Genomic DNA, 12,130 nt, shown 5'->3' on the forward strand with positions numbered 1-12,130 from the left:
ACATCCCTCTGCGCCTCACTCGGGCGCGGCGCGCCGCTCGGGAAAGCGCACGTTGAAGCGCGCACCCGGCGGGTTGTGGCCCGGGTGCACGTCCTCGACCAGCACCTCGGCCCCGTGCTGGCGCGCGATCTCCTGCACGATGGGCAGGCCCAGGCCCGAGCCGTCGGCGTCGGTGCCCAGCGCGCGGTAGAAGGGCTGGAACACCAGCTCGCGCTCGCTCTCCGGCACGCCGGGGCCGGAATCCTCGACCTGCAGCAGCACCACGTGGCTGAAGCGGTCGGCCAGCACCCGCGCGGTGATGACGCCGGGGCGCGCGTCGCTCGACGGCGTGTAGTTGATGGCGTTGTCCAGCAGGTTGCGCGCCAGCTCCTTGAGCAGCGTGGGGTTGCCGTCCACCCACACGCCTTCGGCGCCGGGCTCGGCGCCGTCGTAGCCCAGGTCGATGCGCTTGTCGAGCGCGCGCGGCACCGAGTCCTGCACCACCTCGATCACCAGGCGCGCCAGGTCGCACGGCTGGTGCGCCAGCACCATGGCGCCGCCCTCGGCGCGCGCCAGCGCCAGCAGCTGGTTCACGGTGTGCGTGGCGCGCATGCTGGCGCGGCCGATCTGCTGCAGCGACTGCTTCAGCTCCTCGGTGCTGGTGCCTTCGCGCTGCGCCAGGTCGGCCTGCATGCGCAGGCCGGCCAGCGGCGTCTTGAGCTGGTGCGCGGCGTCGGCCAGGAAGCGCTTCTGCGTGGCCATGGAGTCGCCCAGGCGGCGCAGCAGATCGTTCACCGAATCGACCAGCGGCGCCACCTCCAGCGGCACGGCCTTGTGGTCGAGCGGCGAGAGGTCGTCGGGGTTGCGCGCGCGGATGCGTTCCTCCAGCTGGTTCAGCGGCTGGATGCCGCGCGCCAGCGCCAGCCACACCAGCAGCACCGCCAGCGGCAGGATGACGAACTGCGGCAGCATCACGCCTTTGATGATCTCGGTGGCCAGCATGCTGCGCTTCTCGCGCGTCTCGGCCACCTGCACCAGCGCCATCGGCTCGCCCGGCAGCGGCAGGCGCACCCAGATGTAGGCCATGCGCAGGTCCACGCCGCGCAGTTCGGCATCGCGCAGCCGCACCTCGCCGGTCTGCGGCACCTCGTCCTCGGGCGGCTGGGGCAGGTCGCGCTCGCCCGAGAGAAAGCGCCCCGAGGGCGCGAGCACCTGGTAGTACACGGTGTCGGACTCGTCGGCGCGCAGGATTTCGCTGGCCGACTGCGGCAGGTTGAACTGCACCCGGCCGCGCTGCACCGTGACGAGCTGGGCCAGCGCGTGCGCGTTGTACTCCAGCGCGCGGTCGAACGGCTTGTTGGCCAGGCCCTGCGCCACCAGCCAGGTCAACGCCAGGCTCACCGGCCACAGCAGCAGCAGCGGCGTGAGCATCCAGTCGAGGATTTCGCCGAACAGGGAGCGCTGCTCGCGCTGGAAGATTTTCAAGGTTTCTGGCCTCTAGCGCTTATGTGGAAAGCGCTGACAGCTATTCATTCAATAGCAGCAAACATCACGGTCAGTGCGGGATCTTTTCCAGGCAGTAGCCCAGCCCGCGCACCGTGGCGATGCGGATCGGCCCGCGCTCGATCTTCTTGCGCAGGCGGTGGATGTAGACCTCGATGGCGTTGTTGCTCACCTCTTCGCCCCACTCGCACAGGCGTTCGACGAGCTGGTCCTTGCTCACCAGGCGGCCGGCGCGCTGCAGCAGCACTTCGAGCAGGCCCAGCTCGCGCGCCGAGAGCTCGACCATCTTGCCGTCGATGGTGGCCACGCGCCCGGCCTGGTCGTACACCAGCGGGCCGTGCTTGATGGTGGCGCTGGTGGCGCCCATGCCGCGGCGCGTGAGGGCGCGCACGCGCGCTTCCAGCTCCTGCAAGCTGAACGGCTTGGCCATGTAGTCGTCGGCGCCGAAGTCGAGGCCCTTGACGCGCTCCTCCACGCTGTCGGCCGCGGTGAGGATGAGCACCGGCAGCGCCGAGCCCCGGCCGCGCAGCTTCTTGAGCACTTCCAGGCCGTGCATCTTGGGCAGGCCCAGGTCGAGGATCAGCAGGTCGAACTCGCTGGTCGTCATCAGGGCCGTATCGGCTTCGGTACCGCTGGCCACGTGGTCCACCACGGCGCCCGAGGCGCGCAGCGTGCGCAGCAGGCCGTCGGCGAGCACCTGGTCGTCTTCGGCGATGAGAATGCGCATGGGGTATGTCTCCTGGTAGGCGGGCGTGAAAAGGCAACGAAACGTTGCACGCCCCCGCTGGGAAGATTCTAGAGGGCCATGTCCACGGCACGGCACTGGTCAGGCATTAGGCGAACCCGCCCGCATAGGCCTCCAGCCCCAGCGCCACCACCGTGGCCACCTCGGCCCCGACCTCGGCGCGGAACTCGGCCTCGGCCTGCGCCACGGCGCGGCGGAAGGCCTGCAGCCAATCGAGCCCCAGGGGCGTGAAGCGCACGATGCGCGCGCGCGCATCGCGCGGGTCGCTCTCACGCGCCACCAGCCCCCAGGCCGCGCACTGGTCCACCAGCGCCGCCATGGACTGCTTGGCCATGCCCGCACGCTGCGCCAGGTCCGTCAGCCGGTCGCCGCGCAGCGACAGGTGGCGCGTGATGTGCACATGCGCCGCGCCCACCTGGTCGCGCGCAGCCAGGTTCGACAAGGCCAGCGGCACCAGGGCATCGCGCGCCATGAGTTCGAGCACGCGCGCGTCGAAGCGGCGCATGGCATGGCCCAGCAGGCGCCCCAGGTGGGCCTGGCGCCAATCGGGGGGCAAATTCGTCGTGTCCATCGGAGGATTCATCGTGCACGCAATTGTCAGGCAAACTGACCAAAATTTCATTTGCGATAAGATGAGAAGCTCCTAAACTACTGTTCAAGCATACAGACTGTTTTTCAAGACAGTTCTTTACTGAAAGCACCAATGGCCACCAAGAGGAGCAACACCATGGACACCCCCGTCAAGACCGCCGCCGACCAGAGCGAAAAAGCCAAGGCCCTGCAGGCCGCGCTGGCCCAGATCGAGAAGCAGTTCGGCAAGGGCACCATCATGCGGCTGGGCGAGGGCGAGGCGATCGAGGACATCCAGGTCGTCTCCACCGGCTCGCTGGGCCTGGACATCGCGCTGGGCGTGGGCGGCCTGCCGCGCGGCCGCGTGATCGAGATCTACGGCCCGGAAAGCTCGGGCAAGACCACGCTGACGCTGCAGGTCATCGCCGAGATGCAGAAGCTCGGCGGCACCTGCGCCTTCGTCGATGCCGAGCACGCGCTCGACGTGCAGTACGCCAGCAAGCTCGGCGTTCAGCTCCACGACCTGCTCATCAGCCAGCCCGACACCGGCGAGCAGGCGCTGGAGATCGTCGACAGCCTGGTGCGCTCGGGCGCCGTGGACCTGATCGTGGTCGACTCGGTGGCCGCGCTCACGCCCAAGGCCGAAATCGAAGGCGACATGGGCGACCAGCTCCCCGGCCTGCAGGCGCGCCTGATGAGCCAGGCGCTGCGCAAGCTCACGGCTACCATCAAGAAGACCAACTGCACGGTCATCTTCATCAACCAGATCCGCATGAAGATCGGCGTGATGTTCGGCAGCCCCGAGACCACCACGGGCGGCAACGCGCTGAAGTTCTACGCCTCGGTGCGCCTGGACATCCGCCGCACCGGCACCATCAAGAAGGGCGAGGAAGCCATCGGCAACGAGACCAAGGTGAAGGTGGTGAAGAACAAGGTCAGCCCGCCCTTCAAGACGGCCGAGTTCGACATCCTGTTCGGCGAGGGCATCTCGCGCGAGGGCGAGATCATCGACATGGGCGTGAACGCGCGCATCATCGAAAAGAGCGGCGCCTGGTACGCCTACGGCGGCGAGAAGATCGGCCAGGGCCGCGACAACGCGCGCGAATTCCTGCGCGAGAACCCCGACCTGGCGCGGGAAATCGAAAACCGCGTGCGCGAGCAACTGGGCATTGCCCAACTGCCGCCCGCAGCGGCAGCGGCAGCCGAAGCAGAGGGCGCCTGAGCCAGGGCGGGAGTTTCAAGGGAAAATGCCCGCAAGGCGCTCCCATCAAGCGCCAGCAGCTAGTAAAGCAATAGCATGGCATTCCAGAAGCTCTCCCTCAAGGGCCGTGCGCTGCGCCTGCTGGCGCAGCGCGAGCATTCGCGTGCCGAACTGGCCAGCAAGCTCGCGCGCCACGTGGAGGAAGACGACGACCTTGAAGCGGTGCTGCACGACCTGCAGGCCAAGGGCTTCATCGACGAAGCGCGCGTGGCCGAGTCGCTCGTGCACCGGCGCGCGGCCCGGCTTGGCACCCAGCGCCTGGTGCAGGAACTGCGCGGCAAGGGGCTGAGCGAAGACCTGGTGCGCGCCCAGGCCGCGCAACTGCGCGAAACGGAAGAGGAACGCGCGCGCGCCGTGTGGCGCCAGCGCTTTGGCACGCCTGCGGCGACGCCGCAGGAGCGTGCGCGGCAGATGCGCTTTCTGGCCGCGCGGGGCTTCAGCGGCGACACCGTGCGCCGCGTGCTGCGCGGCGCGCCGGACGGCGATGGTCAGTGACGTGTATCGAGTTTGCCTTCGCTCGCCAGCACGTTCAGCATTTTCAGGTCGCGCATGACCTCGTTCGAATGCTGGGCGAACTGCACGTCCAGCATCTTGCGGGCCTCGTCGGTCTTGCCCGCCTGGGCCAGCGCCACCACGTTCGATGCGGCGTAGTGAAACATCTTGTGGTGCCCCTGCAAGGCAGTGAAGCCGGGGAAGGCGCCGAGCTTGGCCCGCCCTGCCGTGTGTATCCACTTGCCGAGGTCGCAGCGGTCGTCGAAACAGATTTCCTCGGCCACGAAGTGCTCGGTGGAGCGACCTTCAAGGAAAGCCTGGAGCCGTAGCTTCCAGTTTTCATGGGCGGCGATGGCCATTTCAAAGTCCACGTTCACCGCCGCACGCGCCACTTCGTCGGCCAGCTCTTTTTTGGGCGCAGCGCCAATGCCAAAAAAATTCTTCAGAACACTGTCAAGAAACATGAATACACCTGTAATGACGAACAGATCCCAGTCGATCTGACTTGGGACAATTTGACCATACTATGACAGTGGGCAAATAACCGACGTCAACTCCGGGCAGCCCTGGAGGCGGGGCTCGGGCCTGCTTACAAGCCCAGCATCAACTGCAGGTTCTGCACGGCAGCGCCGCTGGCACCCTTGCCCAGGTTGTCCAGCCGCGCAATGGCCACGGCCTGGCGATGCGCGTCGCTGGCGAAAACGCGAATCTCCAGCAGGTTGGTGTTCTCCAGTGCCGTGGCATCGAGCTTGCCGTCTTCGGTGGGCGGCAACACCTTGACGAACTGGGCCGGCGTGTTGCTCTTGGCGTAGTGCGCCACATAGGCGGCGTGCAAATCGGCGGCCTGCGGGCGGCCAGGCAACTGGTCGAGGTGCAGAGGCAGGTTCACCAACATGCCTTGGCGGAAGTTACCCACCGAGGGGATGAACAGCGGACGCGCCGTCAGCCCCGTGCAGTGCATGATTTCCGGAATGTGTTTGTGCTGCAGGCCCAAGGCGTAGGTTTCAAACAAGGGCGCCTGGCCGGCCTCGTAGGCCTCGATCATGGGGCGCCCGCCGCCGGAATAGCCGCTGACCGAAGGCAGCGACAGGGGCATATCGGCCGCCAGCAACCCAGCGTCGATCAGCGGGCGCACCAGGGCGATGGCACCCGTGGCATAGCAGCCCGGATTGGCCACGCGCTCGGCCGCCGCCACGGCCTGCGCCTGGCCGGCCTGCAGTTCCGCAAAGCCATAGACCCAGCCGGGCGCCGTGCGGTGCGCGGTGGAGGCGTCGATGATGCGGGGCTTGCGGCCCGGCAGGCCGTCGATCAACGCGACGGACTCGCGCGCTGCGTCGTCGTGCAGGCACAGAATCACCAGATCCACCGCGCCCATCAACGCCTGCTTGGCCTGCGCGTCTTTGCGCAGCGCTGGGTCGATACTGACCAGCTCCACCTGCGCCATGTCCTTCAGGCGTTCACGGATTTGCAGGCCCGTGGTTCCGGCTTCGCCGTCGATGAAAACTTTGAACATGGGGGGCTCCTGGTCCAAGAAATAAGAGACCCTCGATTGCGCCGGGGTCTGTAAGTTCCGCAACAGGTATGGTGCGTCGCAACATGATACATTCGTTGATTGCCATGTCCCGAGCCCGCGGCCAGACATACCAATCATGGCAAACGGGTTAGTACCACCCTTCCCTGAGAGAGACCCTCATGAAGATTCACGAATACCAAGGCAAGGAAATCTTGCGCAATTTTGGTGTGCCCGTTCCGCGCGGCATTCCTGCATTCACGGTGCAAGAGGCTGTGGAAGCGGCCCAGAAACTCGGCGGCCCGGTCTGGGTCGTGAAAGCGCAGATCCATGCAGGTGGCCGCGGCAAGGGCGGCGGCGTGAAGGTGGCCAAGAGCATTGACGACGTCAAGAAGCTGGCCGAGCAGATCCTGGGCATGCAGCTGGTCACGCACCAGACCGGCCCCGAAGGCCAGAAGGTTCGCCGCCTCTACATCGAAGATGGCGCCGACATCCAGAAGGAATACTACGTGTCCCTCGTGACCGACCGCGCCAGCCAGAAGGTGGCCGTGATCGCGTCCAGCGAAGGCGGCATGGACATTGAAGAAGTGGCGCACAGCACGCCCGAGAAGATCGTCACTGAACTGGTCGACCCGCTGGCCGGCCTGGGCAAGGAACAAGCCCTGAAGATCGCCCAGGCTGTGGGCCTGACCGGCGGCGCCGCTGACCAGGCAGCCGACGTGTTCCAGAAGCTCTACAAGTGCTACATGGACACCGATGCATCGCTGGTGGAAATCAACCCGCTGAACTGCGACAGCAAGGGCAACATCATCGCCCTGGACGCCAAGTTCAACTTCGACTCCAACGCCCTGTTCCGCCACCCCGAGATCGTGGCCCTGCGCGACCTGGACGAAGAAGATCCGGCGGAAGTCGAGGCCTCCAAGTTCGACCTGGCTTACATCAGCCTGGACGGCAACATTGGCTGCCTGGTGAACGGCGCTGGCCTGGCCATGGCCACCATGGACACCATCAAGCTGTTTGGCGGCGAGCCTGCCAACTTCCTGGACGTGGGCGGTGGCGCTACCCCCGAGAAGGTCACCGAAGCCTTCAAGATCATGCTCAAGAACCCCAAGGTCAAGGGCATTTTGGTCAACATCTTCGGCGGCATCATGAAGTGCGACACCATCGCCACCGGCGTGATCACGGCCTGCAAGGCCGTGAACCTGAACGTGCCGCTGGTCGTGCGCATGAAGGGCACTAACGAAGAACTGGGCAAGAAGATGCTGGCCGAATCCGGTCTCCCCATCATCGCCGCCGACACCATGGCCGAAGCCGCCACCAAGATCGTGGCCGAAGTCAAGTAAGAAGCCCGGAGAACACACATGTCGATCTACATCAACAAAGACACCAAGGTCATCACCCAGGGCATCACGGGCAAGACTGGCCAGTTCCACACCGAGAAGTGCCAGGAATACGCCAACGGCAAGAACTGCTTTGTCGCCGGCGTGAACCCCAAGAAGGCCGGTGAGTCGATCTTCAACATCCCAATCTACTCCACCGTCAAGGAAGCCGCCCAGCAAACCGGCGCCACCGTGTCGGTGATCTACGTGCCCCCAGCAGGCGCAGCCGCTGCCATCTGGGAAGCCGTGGAAGCTGATCTGGACCTGGCGATCTGCATCACCGAAGGCATTCCCGTGCGTGACATGCTGGAAGTGCGCAACAAGATGAAGGCCAAGGAAGCTGCTGGCGGCAAGAAGACCCTGCTGCTGGGCCCCAACTGCCCTGGCCTGATCACGCCCGACGAGATCAAGATCGGCATCATGCCCGGTCACATCCACCGCAAGGGCCGCATTGGTGTGGTGAGCCGCTCGGGCACGCTGACCTACGAAGCTGTGGCCATGCTGACCGAAGTGGGTCTGGGCCAGTCCAGCGCCGTCGGTATCGGTGGTGACCCGATCAACGGTCTGAAGCACATCGACGTGATGAAGGCGTTCAACGACGATCCAGACACCGACGCCGTGATCATGATCGGCGAAATCGGCGGCCCCGACGAAGCCGAAGCCGCCCAGTGGTGCAAGGCCAACATGAAGAAGCCTGTGGTGGGCTTCATCGCTGGCGTGACAGCCCCTCCCGGCAAGCGCATGGGCCACGCTGGCGCGCTGATCTCCGGCGGCGCCGACACGGCCGACGCCAAGCTGGCCATCATGGAAGAGTGTGGTTTCGTGGTCACACGCAACCCCTCTGAACTGGGCAAGCTGCTCAAGGCCCAGCTGAAATAAGCGCGCGCGTTCCTCCGCGCACCGCGCCCGCAACCGAACAAGTTGCGGGCGTTTTTTTTTGATCCATCACAAGCTCTGGCGCACCGACAGCCAACGCCTCAAAGCAAAACGTAACTGAGACACACTTCTGGTTACAATCATGCTCTCTGCCTTTTGGAAGGGCCACGTACCCTGCGTCAACAAAAATCCGTTCTACAAAAAATACCCTCGTCTATGATGCATGACGCAACGCAACAGGGCATGACATGGCGGATTTTCATCAAGTGGTAACCCAGCAGGCGCACACCCTCCAGAATGCAGCGAGCCAAGGCAGCGGGAAGATGGCCGCATGACACCCCATTCCCGCATGGAATATCTCTTTTATGCCCGGACCGATTGCGGCCGCGTGCGCAAGAACAATGAGGACGCCGTTGCCACGGCGCCCGAGATTGGCTTGGCATTGCTGGCCGACGGCATGGGGGGCTACAACGCAGGCGAGGTGGCTAGCAATATGGCCATCTCCATCACGCAACACGCGATGGCGCGCTGGTTCGCCCACGCTGGCACCACCCCTACCACCAGCGATGTGCGCAAGGCCCTACAAGAAAGCGTTCAGGAAGCCAACTTGGCCGTGTTGAATACCGCCCTGCAACAACCTCAGTGTGCGGGTATGGGTACAACGCTGGTGGCAGCCGTGTTTGTGCAAGACCGGCTGGTGCTGGGTCATATGGGTGATTCACGTTGCTATCGGCTGCGCGACGGCCAGCTGCAGCAGATCACCCGGGATCATTCCTGGCTGCAAGAGCAGATGGATGCCGGGCTGATGACCCCCGAGGAAGCGGCGCAATCTGGCAACGGCAACCTTGTCACCCGCGCACTGGGGGTTGAGGAAAGCACACCCATGGAGATCAATGAGTTCCAGGTGCTGCCGCAGGACTTATTCTTGCTTTGTTCTGATGGTCTTACCGACATGATGGATGACCACGAACTGCTCATGCTTGCCAGCACCCCTGTTTCCCTCGAAGAAAAAGCCAACCTGCTCATTGATACCGCCAACACATTTGGCGGTCGCGACAATATCAGTGTCGTACTGGTACAAGCGCAAGCAGAAAATCGCAAACGGGGATTCATTTCCCGCTTTTTGCACAAGAGCAGCCCACGTGTCTGATTTTTTCTCCCACTACAAATAAAAGCCAGGAGTTGACCATGCCCAAATTGATCGTCTCGATCGACGGGGTTGTCATCAAGGAAGTCCCGCTGACCAAGGAGCGTACCTCCCTGGGGCGGCGCCCTTACAACGATATCGTCATCGACAACCTTGCCGTCAGCGGCGAGCACGCCGTCGTCCACCTTCGCGGCGACCATGTCGAAATCGAGGATCTGGGAAGCACCAACGGCACCTACATCAATGGCCAAGCCGTTAAGCACCACACATTGCACACGGGCGACATCATTGACATTGGGAAGTACAAGATCCGCTTCCTGAACGAAGCCCAGCACCCGGACTTCGAAAAGACCATGATCTTCAAGCCGGGCCAACTCCCCCCCGCCCCGGTTCCTCGGCCAGCAGCGGCTTCCGCCCCCGCGATGAGTGCCTATATCAAGGTACTGTCTGGTGCGGCATCAGGGCGCGAAGTTGATCTTGTCAAAATTGTCACCACGATTGGCAAACCTGGCGTTGCTGTTGCCTCGATCACCAAACGGCCCCATGGCTACGTGCTGACCCACGTTGACGGAGAACAACCCCCGACCCTCAATGGGCAACCCATCGGCACCGATCCGATTCCACTGCACAGCGGTGACGTACTGGATCTAGCCGGTACGCAAATGCAGTTCATGCAACGCTGACGCTACGCGCACAGACACGCCATGAAAGTCCGCGTGCTCGGCTGCTCTGGCGCCATCGCCCGCGACTGCCGAACCACGGCCTTCTTGGTGGACGAGCACATTCTCGTCGATGCCGGGACGGGAGTCGGTGACCTCACGGTCGATGAGATGCTGGCTATCGACCACGTGCTGCTGACCCACTGCCATCTGGATCACATTGCGGCCCTGCCGCTGATGCTAGATGCGGTGGGCACGCGCCGCAGCAAACCTTTAACCCTGCACGCCCTACCTGAAACCATCTCGGCCCTGCAGCAGCACATCTTCAACGGCGTCATTTGGCCAGACTTCAGCTGCCTGCCCAGCAGCCATGCCCCCTTCATTCGCTATGCGCCAATAAACACTGGCCAGCAACTTGAAGCAGCTGGCATCGCCGTGGAAGTACTGCCTGCCGTACACACAGTGCCCGCCGTCGGCTACGCGCTGCGCGGCAGTGAAGGATGGTGGGCCTTCAGCGGCGATACCGGCCCCAACCCAGCTCTGTGGCAACGCCTGAACCACATGGATATTGCCATGCTGGTCATCGAAACCGCCTTCAGTGGCCAAGAGCAAGAACTCGCCCAGCGCAGCCAGCACTTGGCGCCATCCACGTTGATGGAAGAACTGGCGCAATGGAAACCGCGGCGCCCCTGTCCGGTGTACATCACGCATGCCAAACCGCTGGAAACTGATCGCATCATGGATGAAATCTATGGCTTGGGCGCCGACCGTGCTGCGCTCACGGTTCACCATGACATTCGCTGGCTACAAGCAGGGCAAGAGTTTGCAATTTGATGACAGTGCGACAGTTCTGCTCGCACCCCCAACCCTTCACCCTCGACAATGCAAGGCAAAGAGACAAAATCGTCACCCCATGCTCCCCAAAAGCCGTTCTGCACGGCCAGAGTGTGAAAAATCATACAAAGATGCAACAAGTCTTTGCAGAAGTAGGCTGGCATGGAACCTGCTGAATCCCTTGCCGAAGCCAGGAGAAATTCCTCTCCGGCTTTCATTGCAACTGCTTTGAGGAGAAGTGTTATGAACCGTACGATGCGTTCCGTGCAAAAGGGTTTCACCCTGATTGAATTGATGATCGTTGTGGCGATCATTGGTATTTTGGCGGCTATCGCACTGCCCGCTTACCAAGACTACATGGCGAAGTCTCAGGTTACTGCCGGCTTGGCTGAAATTCGTGGTGGTGTCACTGCCTTCGAAGAAGGCATTCAATCCGGAAAGAGTGGAACTCCCGCTGCTGGTGACATTGGTCTGCAAGGTAGCACTGCTCGTTGCACCATTACATCCACTGGTGCATATACGGCTGCCAGCGGTCAGGCCATTAAATGCGCCTTGAAGGGCAACCCGAAAGTGACCACCAAGCATGTTACCTTGACACGTAACGGTTCTGGTGCCTGGGTCTGCACTTCTGATGCCGATGCTAAATACAAGCCAGTCGGCTGCTCCTAAAATCGCCATGATTTGATGGCAAAAAAACCCCGCTTTGGCGGGGTTTTTTTATATACTCAATTCCACGGAGTTTTTGTTATGCCTCACACCTCTTCCGTGCGTGGTTTTACCCTTATTGAGTTAATGATTGTTTTGGCGGTTATCGGAATTTTGTCAGCCATTGCCTTGCCTGCTTACAAAGATTACGTAGCTAAATCCCAGATCGCTGCTGGATTGGCTGAAATACGTGGTGGAAAAATTGCTTTTGAAAACCATGTATTAGCTGAAAGCGTGAACACTTTTAACTTGGGTGATATTGGATTGCCTTCAGAAACCACCCGTTGCATTTTGAGTATGGCACCTGGAGCTAGTGGATTTATTCGTTGCACCCTGAAAGGCAATCCAGTAGTTGTTAATAAAACCATAGAATTAGTTCGCAATACCTCTAATGAGTGGGAGTGCAAAGTAGATGCTTCCGTGCCTTCGGGGCTGCTGCCTGTGGGTTGCAGCCATTAAATCCTTTGATT

At 62.4% G+C, this 12,130-nt stretch carries 14 protein-coding genes; 9 read left to right on the top strand and 5 right to left on the bottom strand.

From position 1 onward, the window contains the following. Positions 1–15 precede the first annotated feature (15 nt). The 3 genes from YS110_13510 to YS110_13520 form a co-directional block, all read right to left on the bottom strand. Complete coding sequence (locus YS110_13510) at positions 16–1,464, bottom strand: sensor histidine kinase N-terminal domain-containing protein (protein UJB65697.1); 1,449 nt, start codon at positions 1,462–1,464, stop codon at positions 16–18. 70 nt (positions 1,465–1,534) lie between these two features. Then, the gene (locus tag YS110_13515; protein ID UJB65698.1) at positions 1,535–2,209 is read right to left on the bottom strand and encodes a response regulator transcription factor; all 675 of its coding nucleotides are present in this window, start codon (positions 2,207–2,209) and stop codon (positions 1,535–1,537) included. 106 nt (positions 2,210–2,315) lie between these two features. Then, complete coding sequence (locus tag YS110_13520) at positions 2,316–2,798, bottom strand: MarR family transcriptional regulator (protein UJB65699.1); 483 nt, start codon at positions 2,796–2,798, stop codon at positions 2,316–2,318. Positions 2,799–2,954: 156 nt separating this feature from the next. Between YS110_13520 and recA the strand changes: the two genes are divergently transcribed. Beyond that, positions 2,955–4,019 (top strand): recombinase RecA, encoded by a 1,065-nt coding sequence (gene recA / locus YS110_13525; protein ID UJB65700.1) that lies wholly within the window; start codon positions 2,955–2,957, stop codon positions 4,017–4,019. 75 nt (positions 4,020–4,094) lie between these two features. Beyond that, positions 4,095–4,553, top strand: coding sequence for a recombination regulator RecX (gene recX / locus YS110_13530; GenBank protein UJB65701.1), 459 nt, complete (start codon positions 4,095–4,097; stop codon positions 4,551–4,553). Here the strand turns inward: recX and YS110_13535 are convergent. Then, entirely contained in the window at positions 4,547–5,014 is a 468-nt protein-coding gene (locus YS110_13535; GenBank protein ID UJB65702.1) for a CZB domain-containing protein, read from the bottom strand. The genes recX and YS110_13535 overlap by 7 nt on opposite strands. Before the next feature lie 125 nt (positions 5,015–5,139). Then, positions 5,140–6,192 carry an N-acetyl-gamma-glutamyl-phosphate reductase gene (gene argC, locus YS110_13540; protein ID UJB67452.1) on the bottom strand — a complete coding sequence of 351 codons (1,053 nt, stop codon included), beginning with the start codon at positions 6,190–6,192 and terminating at the stop codon, positions 5,140–5,142. 50 nt (positions 6,193–6,242) lie between these two features. Between argC and sucC the strand changes: the two genes are divergently transcribed. The 7 genes from sucC (at position 6,243) to YS110_13575 (ending at position 12,119) form a co-directional block, all read left to right on the top strand. Beyond that, positions 6,243–7,403: an ADP-forming succinate--CoA ligase subunit beta gene (gene sucC, locus YS110_13545; protein ID UJB65703.1), complete on the top strand. Its 1,161-nt coding sequence runs from the start codon at positions 6,243–6,245 to the stop codon at positions 7,401–7,403. An 18-nt stretch (positions 7,404–7,421) separates the two neighbouring features. Next, positions 7,422–8,318 (top strand): PGL/p-HBAD biosynthesis glycosyltransferase, encoded by an 897-nt coding sequence (locus tag YS110_13550; GenBank protein ID UJB65704.1) that lies wholly within the window; start codon positions 7,422–7,424, stop codon positions 8,316–8,318. 328 nt (positions 8,319–8,646) lie between these two features. Further along, positions 8,647–9,465 (top strand): Stp1/IreP family PP2C-type Ser/Thr phosphatase, encoded by an 819-nt coding sequence (locus tag YS110_13555; protein ID UJB65705.1) that lies wholly within the window; start codon positions 8,647–8,649, stop codon positions 9,463–9,465. A 38-nt stretch (positions 9,466–9,503) separates the two neighbouring features. Further along, positions 9,504–10,145, top strand: a complete 642-nt coding sequence (locus YS110_13560) for an FHA domain-containing protein (protein UJB65706.1) — start codon at positions 9,504–9,506, stop codon at positions 10,143–10,145. A 21-nt stretch (positions 10,146–10,166) separates the two neighbouring features. Continuing rightward, positions 10,167–10,955: a 3',5'-cyclic-nucleotide phosphodiesterase gene (locus YS110_13565; GenBank protein ID UJB65707.1), complete on the top strand. Its 789-nt coding sequence runs from the start codon at positions 10,167–10,169 to the stop codon at positions 10,953–10,955. Positions 10,956–11,198: 243 nt separating this feature from the next. Beyond that, positions 11,199–11,624: a pilin gene (locus YS110_13570; protein UJB65708.1), complete on the top strand. Its 426-nt coding sequence runs from the start codon at positions 11,199–11,201 to the stop codon at positions 11,622–11,624. Between the two features lie 78 nt (positions 11,625–11,702). Then, positions 11,703–12,119 carry a pilin gene (locus YS110_13575; GenBank protein ID UJB67453.1) on the top strand — a complete coding sequence of 139 codons (417 nt, stop codon included), beginning with the start codon at positions 11,703–11,705 and terminating at the stop codon, positions 12,117–12,119. The last annotated feature ends 11 nt before the right edge of the window (positions 12,120–12,130 follow it).

Origin of the sequence: Acidovorax sp. YS12 (assembly GCA_021496925.1) — a bacterium.
Taxonomy (GTDB): Bacteria; Pseudomonadota; Gammaproteobacteria; order Burkholderiales; family Burkholderiaceae_C; genus Paenacidovorax.

Bases quoted from the DNA above. Each gene is read 5' to 3' on its own strand.
- YS110_13565 (UJB65707.1), top strand. From the start codon at position 10,167: ATGAAAGTCCGCGTGCTCGGCTGCTCTGGCGCCATCGCCCGCGACTGC.
- YS110_13555 (UJB65705.1), top strand. From the start codon at position 8,647: ATGACACCCCATTCCCGCATGGAATATCTCTTTTATGCCCGGACCGAT.
- argC (UJB67452.1), bottom strand. From the start codon at position 6,192: ATGTCTGGCCGCGGGCTCGGGACATGGCAATCAACGAATGTATCATGT.
- YS110_13560 (UJB65706.1), top strand. From the start codon at position 9,504: ATGCCCAAATTGATCGTCTCGATCGACGGGGTTGTCATCAAGGAAGTC.
- YS110_13550 (UJB65704.1), top strand. From the start codon at position 7,422: ATGTCGATCTACATCAACAAAGACACCAAGGTCATCACCCAGGGCATC.
- YS110_13570 (UJB65708.1), top strand. From the start codon at position 11,199: ATGAACCGTACGATGCGTTCCGTGCAAAAGGGTTTCACCCTGATTGAA.
- YS110_13520 (UJB65699.1), bottom strand. From the start codon at position 2,798: ATGGACACGACGAATTTGCCCCCCGATTGGCGCCAGGCCCACCTGGGG.
- YS110_13515 (UJB65698.1), bottom strand. From the start codon at position 2,209: ATGCGCATTCTCATCGCCGAAGACGACCAGGTGCTCGCCGACGGCCTG.
- YS110_13575 (UJB67453.1), top strand. From the start codon at position 11,703: ATGCCTCACACCTCTTCCGTGCGTGGTTTTACCCTTATTGAGTTAATG.
- sucC (UJB65703.1), top strand. From the start codon at position 6,243: ATGAAGATTCACGAATACCAAGGCAAGGAAATCTTGCGCAATTTTGGT.
- recX (UJB65701.1), top strand. From the start codon at position 4,095: ATGGCATTCCAGAAGCTCTCCCTCAAGGGCCGTGCGCTGCGCCTGCTG.
- YS110_13535 (UJB65702.1), bottom strand. From the start codon at position 5,014: ATGTTTCTTGACAGTGTTCTGAAGAATTTTTTTGGCATTGGCGCTGCG.
- recA (UJB65700.1), top strand. From the start codon at position 2,955: ATGGACACCCCCGTCAAGACCGCCGCCGACCAGAGCGAAAAAGCCAAG.